Origin of the sequence: Methylopila jiangsuensis (assembly GCF_027922305.1) — a bacterium.
Lineage (GTDB): Bacteria > Pseudomonadota > Alphaproteobacteria > Rhizobiales > Methylopilaceae > Methylopila > Methylopila jiangsuensis.
The window spans coordinates 230461-249537 of sequence record NZ_BSFK01000016.1; the positions used below are offsets into that span (position 1 = coordinate 230461).

Sequence of the window (19077 nt, forward strand, 5' to 3'; positions counted from 1 at the left end):
CCGACGATCACGAGGCGGGCGGAGCATGGCGCGGCGATTCACGGCGACGTTCTGGGGCGTGCGGGGCAGCGCCCCCGCCATGGACGGGACCACCGTCCGCTACGGCGGCGACACCTCCTGCGTGGAAGTGGTCTGCGGCGATCATCGCCTCGCGCTCGATCTGGGCGGCGGCGCCCGGCGCCTTGGCCTCGCGCTCGCCGACCGGCCTCCGGCGCCGCTCACGCTGCTGCTCAGCCACGCCCACTACGACCATGTGATGGGGCTGCCGTTCTTCGCCCCGTTCCGCCAAGCGGAGGCGCGCATCCTCGCGCTGTCGCCGGTGGAAGGCGGAGTGGCGCGGCTCGCGGCGGAGCTGATGCGGCGGCCGTTCTTTCCCGTGGGGCCGGAGGCGCTCGTCGCCCGGATCGTGGATCTGCACGCCGCGCCGGGCGCGGTGTTCGAGCCGGCGGAGGGCGTGGTCGTGTCCTGCGCCGGCGCCGCCCATGACGGCGGCGCGCTGGCCTGGCGGATCGACTTCGACGGCCGCAGTCTGGTCTATGTCCCCGACCACGAGGCGGGCGACGCGCAGACCGACCGCACGCTCGCCCATTTCGCCGCCGGCTGCGACCTGCTGATCCACGACGCCACGCTGCCCGAGGCGGCCCCGCGCGGGCGCCACGGCCATTCGAGCTGGGGCGCGGCGGCGCTCGCCGCGCGCCGGGCCGAGGCGCGGCGGTTGGCGCTGTTCCACCACCATCCGGAGGCCGGCGACGACCAGCTCGACCGGCTGGCCCATCAGGCGGCGGAGACGCTGCCCGGAACCCTGGTGGCCCGCGCCGGGCAGACGCTCGATCTGTGATATGCGGAAGAAAACAGGACGGGGGAGACGACCATGACCACAGGCGCGACATCATCCGGCCGGGGCGTCGGCCGGCGCGCGGCGCTGCTGGCGCTGGCGGGCGCCGCGGCGTGCCCCGGCGCGGCGCTCGCCGGGGCGGGGCCCGTGGGCGAGGTGGCGGAGCTTGAAGGCGGCGCCTTTGCCGAGCGCAACCGGGTGCGCCGTCTCGCCATGCGCTCCGAGGTGCTGCTGGGCGACACGGTGTGGACCGAGGCCGCCTCCCGCGCCGCGCTCGCGCTCCAGAGCGGCTCCAGGGTCTATCTCGGCCCGGAGGCCCGGCTCACCATCGACCGTTTCGTGGCGGCGGCGGGCGGCGATCTCCGGCTCGGCGCCGGCGCGCTGGTGTTCGACCGGGCGGAGGGCCTGCCCAAGACCGACATCGAGGTGCGCTCCGCCTTCGGGCTGATCGGCGTGCGCGGCACCCGCTTCTTCGCGGGGCCGAGCAGGGGCGTGTTCGGCGTGTTCGTGGCGCGGGGCGCGGTCACCGTGTCGGCGGCGGGCGTCACCCGGCGGCTCGGGGCGGGCGAGGGCGTGGACATTCCCCGCCGCGGCGCCGCCCCCTCCGACGTCAAGCCATGGGGCAAGGTCCGGATCGATGAGGCGCTGGCCTCCGTGCTCGGCTGACGCCTCAGCCGGGCAGCGGTTCGTAGACCTCGATCCGGCCGAGCCCGCGCAGCTCCACCGCGCCATGGGCCCGGAACGCCACGGCGGACACGCGGGCGCGGGCGGCGGGGCCGACGCAGACCGCCGTTCCGAGCTGCTTGTTCAGGGCTTCGAGCCGCGCCGCCGTGTTCACCGCGCCGCCATGGGCGGTGTAGTCCAGCTTGGCGCGGGAGCCCACGTCGCCCACCACTGCGAGCCCGGTCTCGACCCCGACGCGGGTGCGGCCGAAGCCCAGCGCCGCCATGTCCGGCGCGGCGCGGAACGCCTCACCGAAGGCGGCGATGGCGAGCGCCGCCCGCACCGCCTGCCCGGCGTGGTTCTCCAGATCGAGCGGCGCGTTGAACAGCGCGTGCGCCGCGTCGCCCACCAGCTTGTCCACCATGCCGCCATGGGCGGTGACGATGGCGGTGACGCCGTCGAAGTAGCGGTCGAGCGCGCCGACCACCGCCTCGGCCGGATGCGCTTCGGCGAAGGCGGTGAAGCCCTCCACGTCGGTGAACAGCGCCGTCACCTCCCGGCGCTCGCCCGCGAGCTTCAGGAGCTCCGGGTTGCGGGCGATGCGCTCCACCACCGCCGGGGCGAGATGGCTTTCGAACCGGCGGCGCAGCGCCGCCGCCTTCCGGCGGGCGTCCACCGCCGCGACCAGTCCCGCGCCGCCGCCGGACAGCAGGGCGGCGAGCGCCGACGAAGCGGGATCGAGCGCGAGGCCGAAGCCGAACAGCGCGGCGAGCGCCCCGGCCGCCCACAGTCCGGCGAGGCCGACCGCCGCCACAGCCGCGAGCGCCGGCCCCGCCAGCGCGCCCGCCGCCGCGGCGGCGAGGGCGAGGAGGACGGCGCCCGCCGCCTCCACCCGCCCGGCGCCATCGGGCCGCACCGGCGCGGCGCCCGACAGCAGCGTCTCCACCGCGTCCGCGTGGATCTGGACCGAGGGCGCGATGGCGCTCGCCGCCGTGCGGCGCAAAGCGCCGAGCGCGGGCGCGGAACCGCCGATCAGCACGATCCGCCCCGCGAAGCCCGCCGACGGCGCCCGTCCGGCCAGCACGTCGGCGGCGGAGACGCTGCGCCCCCGCCAGCGGTCAGGGCTGGTGGCGCGGAAGCGGAGGCTCGCCTCCGCGATGAGCGGCGCCGACACGCCGCCGACCCTGAGTCGGCCCGCGCCGCCGTCCAGCACATAGAGCGCCGCGCCTTCCCGCAGACGCACGGCGGCGGCGGCGAGACCCGCCAGCGGCTGTTCTCCGGCCAGCGCGAACAGCGGCGCCCGGCGCAGCACGCCGTCGCCATCGGCCGACAGCGACGCCACGGCCACCTCGCTGGCCCGCCGGCGCAGCGGCGGGAAGGGCAGCGCGGCGCCCTCCGCCCGCCAGGGCGCGAGCGCGGGCGGCGGCCCCGACAGCGCGACCGGCGCCGGCGGGGCCGCGTCGCCGGACGCCGGCCCGAGCAGCGCGGCGAGCGCGGTCGGCGCCCGCGCCAGCGCCGCGGCGAGCCGGGCGTCGGGATCGGGCAGGCGCGCCACGGCCGTTACCGCGTCCGCGTCGCCGGAGCGGGCGGCGAGCGCGCGGGCGAGCGCCTCGGGCGCGCTGCGGTCCGGTCCCTCCAGCAGGATGTCGAGCGCGAGCGCGGCCGGCGCGCCGTCGGCCACCCGCTCCGCCAGCGCCGCCAGCCGGTCGCGGGGCCAGGGCCACGGCCCTTCCGCCGCGAGGCTCGCCTGGTCGATGTCGACCACCGTCACGGCGGCGCTCGCCGGGAGCGGCGCCCAGGCCAGCGCGGCGTCCAGCGCCCGCTCGCGCAGCGCGGCGACCGCGCCTCCGCCGTCGACGGCGGCGGCCAGCGCCGCGAGGCCGGCGAGCGCAAGCCCGGCCAGACCCGCGCGCCAGCGGCCTCTCACGCCCCGCCGTCCGCGATCGCGGTCAGCGTGTCGACCTGAAGCCGCAGCGCGCGCCCCTCCCGCGCCACCGCGCCGGCGGCCTCCAGCGCCGCGAGCGCGCCGTTGAGCTTGGGGCGCGAGGCGCCCAGCATGTCGGCGATCTCGCTCTGGTTCAGCGCCAGCTCCAGCCGCGCCGTCCGGCGGCCGGCCTCCACGTCGGCGCGGGCGAGCGCCAGCAGGAAGCGGGCGAGGCGCGGCTCCAGCCGGTAGAGCGCGATCGACTCCATCTGGTCGGTGGTGTCGCGCAGGCGCCGGCACAGGAAGCGGACGACCGCGCGGGCCAGCGACGGGCGCTCGGCGAGAAGCCGGTCCATGTCGGCGCGCGCCAGCGCCAGAACGCGGGCCTCGGTGACGGCGGTCGCGTCCGCCGACCGCGCGCCGCCGTCGAGCGCGGCCATTTCGCCGATGAGCGCGCCGGTTTCCGCATGGCGCAGCGACAGCTCGCGGCCCTCCGCGGACAGCACCGAGAGCCGGATGCGCCCCTCAAGGACGATGAACATCTCGGCGCCCGCATCGCCGCGCTGGAACAGCGTCGCGCCGGCGGAGAAACGGCGCGGCCGGGCGGCGGCGGCGAGCGCCGCCACGTCCTCCGGGCGCGCGCCGGCGAAAAGATCAAGCCCGCCGATCCGGTCGGCGGCCGCCGTCGCAGCCATGGTCCGCTCCCCCGCCGCGCGGCGTCCGCGCGGAGATCAAGACCTACGCCACGCCGTCGATGGGGTTCAAGCCGCCCGCGTGCCGGGACAGATGAGCCACGGGTCCCGGCGCCACGCTCACGGCGTCGCGGCCGCCCGCCTTCGCGGCGTAAAGCGCGTTGTCCGCAAGCGTCGTCAGCTCGCGCCAGTCCCGCGCGCCGCTCGCCACCCCGAAGCTCGCCGTGACGGAGAGAAAGCCGGCGCCGTCGGGGAGCGCGACGGGCTCCGCCGCCAGCGCGCGGCGCAGGGTCTCGGCGAGGGCCGCCGTCTCCTCCACGGAACGCTCCTCGGTCAGGATGGCGAACTCGTCGCCGCCGAAGCGCGCCACCAGATCGCGCCCATGCGTCAGCTCCTGCGCACGGCGCGCCACGTGGCGAATGACCTCATCGCCCGCGGGGTGGCCGTGCCGGTCGTTGACGGCCTTGAAGTTGTCCACGTCGAACAGGATCAGGATCGCCACCGGCATGCGGCGGCGATCCCGCTCCATCCGAGCGACGAAGGCCTCCAGGCCGCCCCGGTTCAGCACGCCCGTCAGCGCGTCGGTCGAAGCCTGCCGCTGGAGATCCACGGTCATCTCGTCCCGCAGGCGCAGGCGCTCGCGCAGCACGTCGATGGCGTCGAACAGCCCGCCGAACTCGCCGGGAGCGCCGCCGGTCCAGGGCGATGCGTCCGCCTCGCCCGCGAGCGCGATCACCTCGCGCCGCGCCCGCATCAGGGGCGCGAACACCCGACGCTCCGCATACAGCACGACGAGGATGACGACGCCGATCAGCGCGAGAGCGGCGGCGACGGCGCCAAGAAGCGCGAACAGGGCGTCGTCCCGCCGCTTCGCCAGTCTGGCCTCCGAGGCCGCAAGCATCGCCCGCTGCAACTGCAGCACCGGCTGAAAGGTCGCGACGAAACGCTGGGTGAACTCCGCCGCGCTCAGGCTGTACTGGCCGGACGAACGGCCTTCACCGATGGTCGTCTCCACCAGACCGAGCCCTTCGCGCAGAAACACCTGCTCGGTCTCGTGGATGAGCCCGTTCAGCCGCTCGTCCCGGAACGGGCCGCCCGCCATGCCTTCGAACAGGCTCCACAGCCCGCTGATGTGGCCAATGGTCTGGCGGGCCGCGAGCAGGTTCGTCATCGGCATGGCCTGGTTCAGCGCCAGCGGAGCGATGATGTTGGAGCCGACCCGCCCGGCGTGATCGCGGAATTCGGCCAGCACCCGCCCGGCCTGCGCCGCGGAGGCGAGATCCGGATCGTTGCGCGCCAACTGCGCCGCCTTCCAGCGCACCAGCTCCCGATGCATGTCGGAGGCGTGGAACATGGCGGTGATCGCGCCCTCGATGTCCCCGAGCGTCCGATGCTCGAACGGCAGTTCGCGCACCCGGTCCACCTCGCTTCGCGCCACCGCGAGACGGGCCTTGGCCCGTTCCAGCAGCACCTCGAACGTGGCTTCGGCGGTCGTCGCCGCGCCGGGCAGGACGGAGGCCGCGACCAGGCCGCCGGCCGTCATGGCAACCTGATCGACGGTCCGCCGGGCGGCGACCAGAGCGGCGGAGGCCTGCGCATCCTCGACGCGCAGGGCCATGGCGGCGTTGGCCGGTCCGCGCTCCGCCGCGACGGCGTTCGAGAGATCCAGCACGGTGCGGAACGTGGCGAGCGCCGCGCTCCCCGTCTGGGCCAGTTGAAAATCCTGATAGACGCGGCCGACAAGCAGTCCCGCCAGAACGGCGACGCAGATCACGGCCGCGCCGGCCGCGAAGCGAAGTCGGCGCTCGAGATGTCGCGCGGACACGCCCTGTAAATCCTCCGCCGGCGCTGCGCGTCTCTGCACGCTCCGCTGCTTGAGACTCAGCTCATAGCGCGCCTTCGGACACGGAGGAACGGAAAACGCGCGGCCTGCAGAATTTCATCTTATGACAATATTTAGCGACCGTTCGCCCGCCACGGCGTCGCCGCCCCGACGGCGCGCCCGTCCCCGACGTCCCTACGGACGACGGCGTCACGCGGCCCGCCGAAGCGATCCGCCGCTTCAGTCGAAGGCGGCGAAGGCCGAAGTGACGCGCGGGTCGACCTTCGACGACGGGCGGAAGGCGTCAGGCATGCGGGCCGAGCGGTCCCGCTTGGGCGGCGCGGCGTCAGCCGGCGCGGACGCGGGCGTCACCGGCGCGGCGGCGGGGGCCTCAGCGGCTCCGGCCTTGTCCTCGCCGCCGAACAGTCCGCCGACGCTCTTCATCCAGCCGCCGAAACCGTTGCGCGCCGGCTTGACCGAGGCCGTGGCGGCGGGCTCGGCGACGCTCGAGGCCAGAACGGGCGGCTGCGGCGCCACTTCGCGGCGGGCGGGGGCGGCGGCGCGGACCGGCGGAACCGGAGCCGCGGCGGCGACCGCCGCGTTGGCCGGCGCAGGGGCCGCGGCCACGGCGGCCGGCGCGGCGCGGGTCTCCGGCTCGTCGTCCCGGAACATGCGGCTGAACAGCCGGCCTTCGGACTTCATCGCCACCGGCGCCGCGGCGGGCAGCGCCGCGCCCTCCGCCGCGGGGGCGTAGGCCACGGCCGCGGGCGCGGCGGGAACCGCGGCGACCTGGATCACCGGCTGGTCCAGCGTGCGGCGCAGACGGCCGTTCTGGGCGACGTACTCCGGCGCGGGCTCGGTGGACTTGGACAGGGCGGCGATCACCGCCTCGTCGGCCCGGCGCTTGGCGGCCACCGCCCTGGCGATCTCCGGCTGCACCGCATAGCTCGGGCAGGCCGAGGAGGCGTTGAAGCTCGACAGCGCGCCGGCGGAGGCGTTGAAGACGTACTTCTTGCCGCAGGCGTCCACCTTCGGCTCCAGCTTCGTCACCTCGAAGTGGTCGGAGCCTTCCTTCAGGTTGCGCCAGAACGCGATGTTCTTGTCGGAGCGGCGGCGCGCCATGTTCTCCGCCGTCATGCGGAACGGCAGGGCCTGAACCTGGAACGCCTTCTGGCCACCCCGGAACGCCTCGCGCGCCAGCGCGTAGATCTCCGCCATTTGGGCGTCGGTCATGGCGTAGCAGCCGGCGGACAGGCAGTCGCCGTGGACCATCAGATGCTGGCCGGTGCGGCCGAGCGCCTGATCATACTTGTTGGGAAACCCGATGTTGAACGACAGGTAATAGCTGGAGCGCGGGTTCATCTGCCCCGGCGCCACCGAATAGAACCCTTCCGGCGCCTGCTTGTCGCCTTCCTTGACCTTGGGGCCAAGCTTCCCGGAGAAGCGGCAGATGTCGTAGCTCTTCAGCAGGGCGTAGCGGCCGTCCGACTTGCGCTTCTTCCAGATCTCCGCCTTCGAGTCCTCCTTGTAGATCCGCATCAGGATCGGATCGGAGGGCGACATCCCCTTCTCCTGCATCAGGGAGACGGTCTCGATCGACAGGGGCTGGACGCTGCGGGCGGTGACCGCATTCTCGTCCTTCTGACATCCGGCGAGCGTCAGAGCGGCCGCGGCGACGATGCCTGCGACGCTGGCGCGATGTGCGGACATGGATGCCTCCCCAAAGGCGACGACGGACACGTGAGCCGACTTAACGCCAGGTACCCTTACCTCAACGTTACCACGGCCCCGCTCCCGCGTCACGCGCCAGGCGCAGGCGCAGCGGGCGCGTCAGAGCGTGCGGCCGATCGCCAGGAACTTGGCCCGGCGGTCCTCCCGCACCTCCCGCGGCGACAGGCCCGCGAAGCGCCCGAGCGCGTTGGCGATGGCGTCGCCGGTGGCCGCGATCACCGTGTCGGGGTCGCGATGGGCGCCGCCGAGCGGCTCCGGGATCACGCCGTCGATCACGCCGAGGCGCATCAGGTCGGCGGAGGTGATCTTCATGTTGGTGGCGGCGTCCTGCGCCTTGGCGGCGTCGCGCCACAGGATCGAGGCGGCGCCTTCCGGCGAGATGACGCTGTAGATCGCGTGCTCCAGCATCAGCACCACATTGGCGGTGGCGATGGCGATGGCGCCGCCGGAGCCGCCCTCGCCGATCACGACCGCCACGTTGGGCGTCGTGAGGTTGAGGCAGGCCTCGGTGGAGCGGGCGATGGCCTCGGCCTGGCCGCGCTCCTCCGCCTCGATGCCGGGAAAGGCGCCGGCGGTGTCCACCAGCGCCACGACCGGAAGGTTGAAGCGATCGGCCAGCTCCATCAGGCGCACCGCCTTGCGGTAGCCTTCGGGCCGCGCCATGCCGAAATTGTGCTTCAGGCGGCTTGCGGTGTCCGCGCCCTTCTCCTGGCCGATCAGCATGATGGGCTGGCCGCGGAAGCGGGCCGGGCCGCCCATGATGGCCTCGTCCTCGGAGAACTTGCGGTCGCCGGCGAGCGGCGTGAAGTCCTCCACCAGACCGGCGGCGAAGTCCTGGAAATGCGGGCGGTTCGGATGGCGGGCGACCAGCGCCTTCTGCCACGGCGTCAGGCCGGCGTAGAGCTCCTTCAGAGCCTGCAGCGACTTGGCCTCGAGCCGGTTGACCTCCTCGTCGATCCCCACCGCGTCGCCGTTCTCGCCCAGCGCGCGCAGCTCGAGGATCTTGGCCTGAAGTTCGGCGACGGGCTTTTCGAAATCGAGATAGCTCTTCATGGGCTCCGCTCCGCGCCGCAGGCGCCGGAGGATAAGGGGCGCTGGTCCATGCGGAGCGGGCGCAACTTGGTTTGGGCGACCGACGAAAGTCAAGGCTGGGAGCCTCGATAACGGATCAGCCCAAAGCTCGATCACGTAGGAAAGAGATAAAGGCCCCGATCGAACCCACGTTCGATTTTGGAGGCTTCCGCGCGGCTTGCCGAGGCGATCGTCCGGTACTCCACGTCGAAAAGTCGCTCCAAAACGTAATCCCGTTTGGCGGAGTTGTTCCGAGCTCCGCATCCGAGCGGCTTGGGCAGGAGAGAAGAAAGTCGAGTGGCGACATGCCCTGACATTCCAAAAAGGATAAGCTGCTGCGTACTCTTCAACCTTAGTTCATAGCATCCAGGGCCAATGGGCGCGATTAATACTCCAAAAATTCGAGGATCTGGAAATTCTCTCCACTCCGACCATTCTATGATTATATTTCTATATTCTTCTTTTTGGCTTGTTTTCGCTGCGAATCTCACTCGTATACATCCATTAAAGATTATTCCGGCGCGTCGCCGAGCGGGTGCAGGTCGCGCACCATGGCGCGGGCGCGCTCGTCCAGCACATGGGTGTAGATCTGGGTGGTGGCGATGTCCGCGTGGCCGAGCAGCTGCTGCACCGAGCGCAGGTCGGCCCCGTTCTGCACCAGATGGCTGGCGAAGGCGTGGCGCAGCACGTGGGGGCTGACCCTTGCCGCCGGAATCCCGGCGCGCAGCGCGGCGGCCTTCAGGTCGCGGGCGAAGACCTGGCGGCTGAGATGTCCGCTTTCGCCTGCCGCGGGGAACAGCCACGGCCCCGACGCCTCCCGGCCGCAGGCGGCGAGCGCCTCCAGATAGGCGGCCATGGCGGCCTTGGCGACAGGCGTCAGCGGCGCGAGCCGCTCGCGGCCGCCCTTGCCCTTCACCATCACCGCGGCGGCGCCGGGCTTCGCCGCCGAGCGCGGCAGCGCCATCAGCTCGGACACGCGCAGGCCCGTGGCGTAGGCGAGCTCCAGCAGGCAGGCGAGCCGGGCGGCTGCGAGGCGCGCCCGGGGCGTCGGCTCCGGCCCGGGATCGGCCGCGGCCGCGATCAGCCGCTCCATCTCGTCCACGGCGAGCAGCTTCGGCAGCGGGCGGCCCCGGCGGGGGCCTTCGAGCGTGGCGGTGGGGTCGTCTCCCCGCAGCCCGTCGGCGTAGAGGAACTTGTGGAACTGCCGCAGCGCCGACAGCTTCCGCGCCGAGGACGAGGCCTTGAAGCCGCGCGCCGCAAGGTCCGCGAGATAGGCGCGCGCGTCGCCCGCGCCGGCGGTCAGCGCGTCCTCGCCCCGCGCGGCGAGGAAGGCGCAATAGTCGGTCAGGTCGCGCTCGTAGGCCGCGCGGGTGTTGGCGGCCGCGCCGCGCTCCGCGCTCGCCATGTCGAGGAAGGCCTCCACATGGCGCCGGTCCGCGGCGGTCACGGCGTGGCGGACCGTTCGCCGGCGGAGGCGGTGGCGTGGGGGCCGCCGTCGGGCTCGGGCGCCCGGGCCTGCGCCGGCTGGGCGCGCAGACGGTCGACCGGGATGGTGACCGTCATCTCCCGCGGGCGCGGCGTCACGAAGGTGGCGAGCGCATAGACTGCGCCGAAGCCGAGCGCGGCGAGCACGCCCATGACGGTCAGAAAGCGCATCAGGCTCGGCATCGCGACCTCTCGTGTCGCCGGAACAGCGGCCGCCCGTCTCAGGAGACCACGCCCCGCGCCGGACGGCAACGGCTTAGGTTGTGCCAGCCGAACCTTTAGGACTAGTTTGCGCGCCGTTCGCGCGCGGGTCCGGTTCCGGCCGGGGCGCGAACGGGACCTTGAGGCGTCGAGGCCCGCCCGTTGGGGCGGCGGAGGATCGGGTGAGCGCGGCGACGGAACATCTGAGCCCGGACGAGGGGCAGGCGAAGCGGACGGCGCGGCTGCGGGCGGCGCTCGGGCCCCGCGCCGTCGTCCTGGTCGGCATGATGGGGGCGGGGAAATCCTCCGTCGGCCGGCGGCTCGCGGCGGCGCTCGACCTGCCGTTCGTGGACGCCGACAACGAGATCGAGGCCGCGGCCGGAGGCATGACCATCCCCGAGATCTTCGCCACCCATGGCGAGGCCTATTTCCGCGCCCGCGAGGCCAAGGTGATCGCCCGGCTGCTGGAGGACGGCCCCCGGGTGCTCGCCACCGGCGGCGGCGCCTGGCTCGACCCCGACACCCGCGCCCGCATCGCGCGGGGCGGCGTCTCCATCTGGCTCAAGGCGGAGGTGGACGTGCTGCTGAAGCGGGTGCGCAAGCGCTCCAACCGGCCGCTGCTCGCCACCGCCGACCCCGAGGCGGCGCTGCGCGCGCTGGTGGAGGCGCGTTATCCGGTCTACGGGCTGGCCGACCTCACCGTCATCTCCCGGGACGCGCCGCACGAGCACGTCATCGCCGACGTGATCGCGGCGCTGGAGGGCCGGCTCGGCCTGCAGCCTGCGCAGAACAAGGACGCCCAGCCATGACCGACGCCGCTCTCAGCCCGCAGGCGACCGACGGCGCCGTCGTGCGCGTGGCGCTGGGCGACCGCGCCTATGACATCGTCATCGGCCATGGCGTCCTGCGCGAGGCGGGCGCCCGCGCCAGGGCGCTTGGCGCCCGCAAGGTGGCGGTGGTGACGGACGAGAACGTGGCGAAGGCCCATCTGCCCACCGCGCTCGGCGCCCTCGCCGACGCCGGGCTCGACGCCCGGGCCGTCACGGTGGCGGCGGGCGAGGCCTCCAAATGCATGTCGACGCTGGCCGAGGTGACGGACCAGCTCATCGCCGCCCGCATCGAGCGCGGCGATCTGGTGCTGGCGCTCGGCGGCGGCGTGGTGGGCGATCTCGCCGGCTTCGCCGCCGCGATCCTGCGGCGTGGGGTGCGCTGCCTGCAGGCGCCCACCAGCCTGCTCGCCCAGGTGGACAGTTCGGTCGGCGGCAAGACCGGCGTCAACTCCCGCTACGGCAAGAACCTGATCGGCGCCTTCCACCAGCCGAGCCTGGTGCTGGCGGACGTGGACACGCTCGACACCCTGCCGCCGCGCGAGTTCCGCGCCGGCTACGCCGAGGTGGCGAAATACGGCCTGATCGACGACGAGGCCCTGTTCGGCTGGCTGGAGCGGTCGTGGGAGGAGATCTTCGCCGGCGGCCCGGCGCGGATCGAGGCGATCGCGGCGAGCTGCCGCTCCAAGGCCGCCATCGTGGCCCGGGACGAGCACGAGCACGGCGACCGGGCGCTGCTCAACCTCGGCCACACCTTCGGCCATGCTCTGGAGGCGGACGTAGCCTATGACGGCTCGCGGCTGGTGCATGGCGAGGGCGTCGCCATCGGCATGGCCATGGCGTTCCGCTTCTCGGCGGCGCTCGGCCTGTGCGCGCCGGACGACGCCCGCCGGGTGGAGCGCCACCTGCAGGCGGTCGGCCTGCCCACCTCGCCCAAGGCGGTCCCCGGCGGCGTCTCGGACGCCGACACGCTGCTGGAGCACATGCGGCAGGACAAGAAGGTGTCCGGCGGAAGGCTCACCTTCATCCTGGCGCGGGGCGTCGGCCGGAGCTTCGTTGCGAAGGACGTGGACGCGGACAAGGCGCTCGCCTTCCTGAAGACCGAACTCGCCTGACCGCGCGCCGCGATCCCGCCGTCACCGGTTCTTAAAGTCCCCCGGGCGATAATTCGCTTTCGTCCCGAACGGACCCGCGGGGGAACCTGCCCATGGCGCTCAGGCGCGCCCTCATCGCGCTCGCTTTCGTGCTGGGCGTCCTGCCCTGCCGCGCGGAACAGCCTGCGCCCGCGCCGTCGCGCCCGGACTACGCCGCGATCGTGCGCGCCGAGGCCGCGGCGCGCGGCCTGCCGCCGGAGGTGGCGGACGCGGTGGCCCACATCGAAAGCGGCTACGATCCGGGCGCGGTCGGCGGCGTGGGCGAGATCGGCCTGATGCAGATCCGGCCCGAGACCGCGGCCATGCTCGGCCATGGCGGCGGCGCGCTCGGCCTGTTCGACCCGAAGACCAACGCCCGCTACGCGGTGCGCTATCTGGCCGAGGCGTGGCGGCTCGCGGACGGCGACCTGTGCCGGGCGCTGATGAAATACCGCGCCGGCCACCGGGCCGAGACCATGTCGCCGCTGTCGGTGGAGTACTGCCGCCGCGCCAGGGCCTATCTCGCAACATTGGGCTCGCCGCTCGCCGACGGCGCCGCGCCCGAGAGCGTGGCGATCCGCGCGCTCCCCGGCGACGACGCGCCCCGGCGCGCCGGCGGCGGCCGCAAGGGCGCCTATCTCGGCTGGCGGCCCGGCCGCCACAGCGCGCAGGACAACGCAAGGTTCTGGGCCGCGCATGAAAAGCGCATCAAGGCGCTGGAGGCCAAGATCGACGCCCGCCGCAAGGTCCGGCTCGCCCGCGGCGGGTGACGGGAGGGGCCGGAAAAACGGTCCCGACCGGACAGGCGTCGCCTTTTGGTTTCGACGCGGGGCCGCTACAAGCGGGCCTCCCGCCGCAAGCCTCGCGATCTCCGCCCATGCCCGTCCGCATCGCCACCTGGAACATCAACTCCGTGCGCCTGCGCATGGGGCTCGTGGAGCGCCTCGTGTCCGAGCGCGCCATCGACGTGCTCTGCCTGCAGGAGACCAAGTGCCCCGACGACAAGTTCCCGCTGTCGGACGTGCGCAAGATGGGCTTCGAGCACGTCGCCATGCACGGGCAGAAGGGCTACCACGGCGTCGCCACCTTCTCGCGCTTCCCCTTCGTCACCACCGCCAAGGAGCGCTTCGCCGACAAGGACGACGCCCGCCATCTGGCCACCACCTTCGCGGCCGGCCCGCTGGAGGGCGTGACGCTGCACAACTTCTATGTCCCCGCCGGCGGCGACGAACCGGACCCCATCGTCAACCCGAAGTTCGCCCACAAGCTGCAGTTCCTGAAGGAGCTGACGGACTGGTCGGCGCGGATCGCGGACGCGCCGGGGCGGATTCTGGTCGGCGACCTCAACATCGCGCCTGCGCCCGAAGACGTCTGGAACCACAAGCAGCTTCTGAAGATCGTCAGCCACACGCCGATCGAGACGGAGGGGCTCGACGCCATGCGCGCGGCCGGCCGCTGGGTGGACGCGGTGCGCCGGCATGTCCCGCACCCGGAGAAGCTCTTTTCCTGGTGGAGCTACCGCGCCGCGGACTGGGACGCCGCCGACCGCGGCAGACGGCTCGACCATGTGTGGATGAGCGCGGACGTGGCCGAACGCTCCACCGCCGTGGAGACGCTGCGCTTCGCCCGCGGCTGGGACCGCCCCTCCGACCACGTTCCGGTGATCGTCACGCTGGGATGACGCAGGGCGCCCTCGGGGACGGGGAGACGGCGCACAGGCGCTCAGCGCGCCGCTTCGTAGCTCAGCCACCCCTTGGCGCGCAGGTCGCAGGCGGGGCAGGCGCCGCAGCCGTAGCCCCAGGCGTGGCGCCTGCCGCGTTCGCCCAGATAGCAGGTGTGGCTCTCCTCGACGATGAGGCCGACCAGCGCCGCGCCGCCGAGGCTCTCGGCGAGGCCCCAGGTTTCGGCCTTGTCGCGCCACATCAGCGGCGTCTCCAGCACGAAACGGCGGTCCATGCCGAGGTTGAGCGCCACCTGCAGCGCCTTGATGGCGTCGTCGCGGCAGTCGGGATAGCCGGAGAAGTCGGTCTCGCACATGCCGCCCACGATGCGCCTCAGGCCCCGCCGCCAGGCGAGCGCCGCCGCGAAGGTGAGGAACAGCAGGTTGCGGCCCGGCACGAAGGTGTTGGGCAGGCCGTCCGCCTCGGCCGCGATCGCCACGTCGCGGGTGAGCGCGGTCTCGGACAGTTCGCCCAGCACCGGCAGCGCCAGCGTGTGGTCCTCGCCGAGCCGCTCCGCCCATGTCGGGTTCAGCGCGGCGAGGCCCGACCGGAGCGTGGCCCGCTGGTCGAGCTCCACCCGGTGGCGCTGGCCGTAGTCGAAGCCCAGCGTCTCCACCCGGGCGAAACGGTCGAGCGCCCAGGCGAGGCAGGTGGCGCTGTCCTGCCCGCCGGAGAACAGCACCAGCGCGCCGTCGTCGGCGGGCGCGGTCATGCGCCGTCGTGCTCCGCCCAGCAGAACGGGGTCTCGAACACCTTCACCTGGGCGAGCAGCGGCAGATCGGGCTTCACCCGGTCCCAGATCCACAGGGCGATCAGCTCGGCGGTCGGGTTCTCGAGCCCCTCGATCTCGTTCAGCGTGTGGTGGTCGAGACGCTTCAGCACCGGGCCGAAGGCGGCCTCCACGTCGAAGAAGTCCACCACGAAGCCGGTCGTCGGGTCGATCGGGCCCTCGAGCGTCAGCTCCACCCGGTAGGAATGGCCGTGCATGCGGTGGCAGCGGTGGGTGGGCGGCACGTTGGGCAGCCGGTGGGCGGCCTCGAAGGTGAAGGCCTGAACGATCCTCATGGGTCTCGATCTCTCAACGAATGCCGATGATCTTGTGGGTCTGGACGCTCAGACGCCAGCGGGGATGGGCGAGACAGTAGGCGATGGCCGCCTGCACGTTCTTCGCCTGCTCCGGCCCGTCCATGGGCTGGAGGAAGAAATGCCGGAAGTCGAGCCGCTCGAACTCCGACGGATCGAGCCCCGCCTGCGGATAGACCAGCTTCAGCTCGTCGCCGCCGTCGAGCGCCAGCGGCGCGCCGGCCTTGGGGCTGACGCAGAGCCAGTCCACGCCCTCAGGGCGCGCCTGCGTGCCGTTGGTCTCCACCGCCACCTCGAAGCCCCGGGCGCGCACCGCGGCGGTCAGCGCCGCGTCGAGCTGCAGCAGCGGCTCGCCGCCGGTGAACACCACGTAGCGCGGGCCGGGCGCGCCGTCCCAGGCGGCGGCGATGGCGGCGGCGAGGCTCTCGGCGTCGGCGAAGCGGCCGCCGCCGTCGCCGTCGGTCCCGACGAAATCGGTGTCGCAGAAGCGGCAGACCGCGCGGTCGCGGTCGGCTTCCCGCCCGCTCCACAGGTTGCAGCCCGTGAAGCGGCAGAACACCGAGGCGCGGCCCGCCTGCGCGCCCTCGCCCTGCAGCGTCTTGAAGAGTTCCTTGACCGCGTAGCTCATGGACCGGATCGCGCTGGACATGCGGGCGCCCGCCCCGCCGCATGCGGGGCGCGGGGGAGGCGGGCCGTCAATACCTTCTTGCGCCGGCGCTGTCGCGGTCCGCAGGCGAAATCGCGCTCAACGCCCGGCGTCCGCCTCCCGATAGACCGGATACAGGCCGCCGAGGGAGAGCTTCCCCAGCACCCCCGCCATGCGCACGGTGTGATCGGCGAAGGCCTCGCGCCCCTTCAGGAGCATGATCGGCGCCAGCGCCGCCAGCGCCGCCGTCTGCGCCGCGGCGAGGGCGCGCACCCGCCACCGGGTGGCGCGGGGCGAGGCGCTGGCCTTGGACACCGCCGCGGCGTAGGCCTGCCCGCCGGCGTAGACCCGCCGCCGCATATAGGCCGCGTCGCAGCGCGCCGCCGGCACATGCTCGGTCACGCGGGGGCCGGAGAGCCAGCCGATGCGCCGGCCGGCCGCCTGCAGCCGGCAGAACAGGTCGTAGTCCTCGCCGCCCGCATGGCCGAAGGCGGGATCGAAGCTCAGGCCCTCAAGCGCGTCGCGCCGGAACAGCGAATTGGCGGTGGAGAGGATCACGTTCGCGGTCTTCTTCGGCCCCATGGCGAACAGCTCGGCCCCGTCCGGCGCGCCCGTGTCGCGGGAGAACAGGCTGCGCATGGCGGGCGTCGCCTTGTCCGGCGCCTCGAACACGCCGATCATCGGCCCCACGAACACGTCCTGCGGGTGGCGGCGCGCGCCGTCCAGCATGGCGGCGAGCCAGCCGTCCGCCATCTCCTGGTCGTCGTCGATGAAGGCGATCAGCGGCGAGGCCGCGGCCGCCATCAGGCCGGCGTTGCGGGCGACCGAGATGTTCGGCGGATGCGCCTGCGCGTAGACCACGGGCACGTCGCCGCCCGCATGGGCCGCCACGACGCTTTCGGCCGAACCCTCGTCGCTGTTGTCCACCACCACGATCGCGAAACGCTTGCCCTCGGGCGCGCGCTGCCGGAGCGCGCTCGCAAGCGCCAGCTTGAGCGGCTCCGGGCGATGGTAGGTGCAGATCACCAGCGCGAGGTCGGCGGGCGGGGCGAGGGGCGTGGCCGTCACGGGGCGTCGCTCCGCCGTCGAAGGTCGCGGAGATAAAGCAGCAGGATGCGCGGGCTCTCGATCACGTAGCGCCGCCACATCCGGCGCGGTTCGGTGGAGAGACGGAACAGCCATTCGAGCCCGGCGCGGGACATCCAGCGTGGCGCGCGCGGCCGGCGGCCGACGAAAAACTCCACGCTCGCGCCGATGCACAGGCCGACGCCACGGGCCACGCCGCGCCGGCGCAGCGCCTCCGCGAGCTTCTCCTGCTGGGGCGAGCCGACCGCGAGCAGCGTGAAGCGCGCCGGATGGGCCTCGACCGCCGCGACCGTGGCCTCGAAGGCGTCCCGGTTGGTGAGCAGCCCCATGGGGGCTTCGTAATGGTCCGCGGCGGTGAGCCCGGCTTTCGCCGCCAGCGCCTGGAACAGCGCCGAGTCGCCGCCCACCAGCAGCAGCGGGGCGGCGCGGTCGAAGCGGGGATCGGACAGGAGCCGCGCCACCAGATCGGAGCCGGGGACGGAGGGCAGGTCGAGGCCGCGGGTCTTCGCCAGCAGCTCCACCACCCGGCTGTCGTTCAGGCACAGCCACGCGTTGCGGTACGGCTCGGCCTGCGCGCCGCCCTCGGCGATGCGCGCCACATGGGCGGCGTTGGGCGTCACCAGCGGGGCGAAGGCCGCGTCCGCCGGCCGCGCCAGCACGGCGTCGAGCGCTTCGTCCGGCGTCAGGCGGTGGTAGTCCACGCCGAGGAACCGCAGGCGGGGCGCCGGCGCGGGGGGCAGGTCCGGCTCAGCCATGGGAGAGGCGTCCTTCCCGAGCGAGCGCCCGTCGGCAGGAGAGGGCGGCGATGCACAGGATCGCCACGTTGCAGAAGGGAATGCCGCGCACGAACAGGGTCGCCTCGGTCAGGTTGTGCAGCAGGTGAAGCGCGAGCACCGTCCCGATGAGGCCGAGCGCCGCGCGCTCGGGACGGGGCGCCTGCGCGGAGGCCGCGCCGGCGAGGCCGGCCGCCATGCCCGTGGCCACCACGATGGCCGCCAGCACCACCGCGGGCAGGCCGATGTGGAGCCACAGCTCCAGATAGCCGTTGTGGGCCTGGTTGATGGTGCCGACCTCCACGTCGCCGAGCCAGGTGCCGGGGTCGATCCGGTTCAAGGGATCGTTGTCGGGGCCCACGTCCCAGAAGGCGCCGTAGCCGTGGCCGAGCCAGAACCGCTCCTGCGCCGCCTTCAGCGCGAAGGCCCACAGCTCGTCCCGGCCGGTGAAGGAGGCGTCGCCGGTGAAGGCGGCGGAGAAGGCGACCGGATCGAAGCCGTAGGCCGCGAAGGCGGCGAGCAGCGCGCAGAGGCCGAAGGCGGCGGCCGCGCCCAGCAGCAGGGCGAAGCGCGGCCCGAGCTTCTCGGTCAGGGCGAAGGCGGCGATTCCCGCCAGCGCGAGCCCGGTCAGCGCGATCGAGGTCTTGCTGCGGGTCAGCACGAGGAAGGCCAGCGCCAGCGCCAGCGCCAGCAGGCCGAGCGCCGCGTGGCGGGCGCGGACGCAGCCGAGCGTCCAGGTCGCCGCCGTCACAGCCGCGATCATGGCCGCGATGCCGGCCACGTTCTTCTGGGAGTACATGCCTCGGAGGCCAAGGTCGGTCACGGCGAAGCCGGGCATCAGCGCGGAGCCGACGACGTTCAGCGCGATCACCGTCGCGGTGACCGCGAACAGCGCGGTGTGGAACTGGCGCAGGCTGCGCAGGCCCGACGCGCAGGCGGCGGCGATGACGGTGAGGAAGGTGAGCAGCAGCGCCCGCCGGATGGTGAGGTCGGGAAAATCCGACCAGACCACGCTCGCGAGGCAGATCGCCACGAGGGCGCCGAGCCCCGCCAGTCCGGGAGCGAGCGCCGGGAGCCGCCGCCAGTTGAGGGCGAGGACCATGAGCGCCAGGCCGAACAGCGCCAGCACGCCGAAGCGGTCGACGACGTTGCCCTCCACGCGCTGGGCGGCGGAGGGATCCTGAAACGGCTGGGCGCCGATGAACACATAGAGCAGGAACAGATGCAGCAGGATCGCGTGCAGCCCGGCCGCCCACGAGGCCGCCGCGCGCGGCGTGGCCGGCGCGGTCAGATTCGCGGAAAGGGCGGCGTGCGGCATGCGGTGCTCCGGGCGGTCGGGGCCGCAGGACAAGCGCCCGCGCGGACGCGGCTTTCGCCGCACTAG

Annotated in this window: 18 protein-coding genes and 1 pseudogene; 6 read left to right on the forward strand and 13 right to left on the reverse strand. The window is 73.4% G+C overall.

Annotated features, from left to right (window positions below):
• The first annotated feature begins 25 nt into the window (after positions 1-25).
• Positions 26-838 (forward strand): MBL fold metallo-hydrolase, encoded by an 813-nt coding sequence (locus tag PKE85_RS13925; RefSeq protein ID WP_271205366.1) that lies wholly within the window; start codon positions 26-28, stop codon positions 836-838.
• Positions 839-871: 33 nt separating this feature from the next.
• Positions 872-1501: a FecR family protein gene (locus tag PKE85_RS13930; RefSeq protein WP_271205367.1), complete on the forward strand. Its 630-nt coding sequence runs from the start codon at positions 872-874 to the stop codon at positions 1499-1501.
• A 4-nt stretch (positions 1502-1505) separates the two neighbouring features.
• On the opposite strand, the gene PKE85_RS13935 is transcribed toward PKE85_RS13930, so the two are convergent.
• The 7 genes and pseudogenes from PKE85_RS13935 to PKE85_RS17720 all read right to left on the reverse strand — a co-directional run.
• Entirely contained in the window at positions 1506-3425 is a 1920-nt protein-coding gene (locus PKE85_RS13935; RefSeq protein WP_271205368.1) for a CHASE2 domain-containing protein, read from the reverse strand.
• Positions 3422-4117, reverse strand: a complete 696-nt coding sequence (locus PKE85_RS13940; RefSeq protein WP_271205369.1) for a Crp/Fnr family transcriptional regulator — start codon at positions 4115-4117, stop codon at positions 3422-3424. The genes PKE85_RS13935 and PKE85_RS13940 overlap by 4 nt, the downstream gene beginning before the upstream one ends.
• A gap of 43 nt (positions 4118-4160) precedes the next feature.
• A complete protein-coding gene (locus PKE85_RS13945) occupies positions 4161-5939 on the reverse strand; it encodes a GGDEF domain-containing protein (protein ID WP_271205370.1) in 1779 nt (592 codons plus the stop codon).
• A 237-nt stretch (positions 5940-6176) separates the two neighbouring features.
• Complete coding sequence (locus tag PKE85_RS13950; RefSeq protein WP_271205371.1) at positions 6177-7646, reverse strand: L,D-transpeptidase family protein; 1470 nt, start codon at positions 7644-7646, stop codon at positions 6177-6179.
• Positions 7647-7766: 120 nt separating this feature from the next.
• The gene (locus PKE85_RS13955; RefSeq protein WP_271205372.1) at positions 7767-8720 is read right to left on the reverse strand and encodes an acetyl-CoA carboxylase carboxyltransferase subunit alpha; all 954 of its coding nucleotides are present in this window, start codon (positions 8718-8720) and stop codon (positions 7767-7769) included.
• A gap of 529 nt (positions 8721-9249) precedes the next feature.
• Complete coding sequence (locus tag PKE85_RS13960) at positions 9250-10185, reverse strand: site-specific tyrosine recombinase XerD (protein WP_271205373.1); 936 nt, start codon at positions 10183-10185, stop codon at positions 9250-9252.
• Between the two features lie 89 nt (positions 10186-10274).
• Positions 10275-10406: pseudogene (locus tag PKE85_RS17720) on the reverse strand (histidine kinase); the annotation flags it as partial.
• A gap of 200 nt (positions 10407-10606) precedes the next feature.
• Between PKE85_RS17720 and PKE85_RS13970 the strand changes: the two are divergent.
• From PKE85_RS13970 to PKE85_RS13985, 4 genes are all read left to right on the forward strand, one after another.
• A complete protein-coding gene (locus PKE85_RS13970) occupies positions 10607-11233 on the forward strand; it encodes a shikimate kinase (protein WP_271205375.1) in 627 nt (208 codons plus the stop codon).
• Positions 11230-12366 carry a 3-dehydroquinate synthase gene (gene aroB / locus PKE85_RS13975; RefSeq protein ID WP_271205376.1) on the forward strand — a complete coding sequence of 379 codons (1137 nt, stop codon included), beginning with the start codon at positions 11230-11232 and terminating at the stop codon, positions 12364-12366. Before PKE85_RS13970 ends, aroB begins: the two co-directional genes overlap by 4 nt.
• Before the next feature lie 92 nt (positions 12367-12458).
• The gene (locus PKE85_RS13980) at positions 12459-13154 is read left to right on the forward strand and encodes a transglycosylase SLT domain-containing protein (RefSeq protein WP_271205377.1); all 696 of its coding nucleotides are present in this window, start codon (positions 12459-12461) and stop codon (positions 13152-13154) included.
• Between the two features lie 107 nt (positions 13155-13261).
• A complete protein-coding gene (locus PKE85_RS13985; protein WP_271205378.1) occupies positions 13262-14065 on the forward strand; it encodes an exodeoxyribonuclease III in 804 nt (267 codons plus the stop codon).
• A gap of 41 nt (positions 14066-14106) precedes the next feature.
• Here PKE85_RS13985 and queC read toward each other — a convergent pair whose 3' ends face one another.
• The 6 genes from queC to PKE85_RS14015 form a co-directional block, all read right to left on the reverse strand.
• A complete protein-coding gene (gene queC / locus PKE85_RS13990) occupies positions 14107-14817 on the reverse strand; it encodes a 7-cyano-7-deazaguanine synthase QueC (protein ID WP_271205379.1) in 711 nt (236 codons plus the stop codon).
• Positions 14814-15170: a 6-carboxytetrahydropterin synthase QueD gene (gene queD, locus PKE85_RS13995; RefSeq protein WP_271205380.1), complete on the reverse strand. Its 357-nt coding sequence runs from the start codon at positions 15168-15170 to the stop codon at positions 14814-14816. The genes queC and queD overlap by 4 nt, the downstream gene beginning before the upstream one ends.
• A 13-nt stretch (positions 15171-15183) precedes the next feature.
• Positions 15184-15816, reverse strand: a complete 633-nt coding sequence (gene queE / locus PKE85_RS14000; protein ID WP_271206067.1) for a 7-carboxy-7-deazaguanine synthase — start codon at positions 15814-15816, stop codon at positions 15184-15186.
• 117 nt (positions 15817-15933) lie between these two features.
• Positions 15934-16902 (reverse strand): glycosyltransferase family 2 protein, encoded by a 969-nt coding sequence (locus PKE85_RS14005; RefSeq protein WP_271205381.1) that lies wholly within the window; start codon positions 16900-16902, stop codon positions 15934-15936.
• Entirely contained in the window at positions 16899-17675 is a 777-nt protein-coding gene (locus PKE85_RS14010) for a WecB/TagA/CpsF family glycosyltransferase (RefSeq protein ID WP_271205382.1), read from the reverse strand. Before PKE85_RS14010 ends, PKE85_RS14005 begins: the two co-directional genes overlap by 4 nt.
• Positions 17668-19011 (reverse strand): O-antigen ligase family protein, encoded by a 1344-nt coding sequence (locus PKE85_RS14015; RefSeq protein ID WP_271205383.1) that lies wholly within the window; start codon positions 19009-19011, stop codon positions 17668-17670. Before PKE85_RS14015 ends, PKE85_RS14010 begins: the two co-directional genes overlap by 8 nt.
• Between the last annotated feature and the right edge of the window lie 66 nt (positions 19012-19077).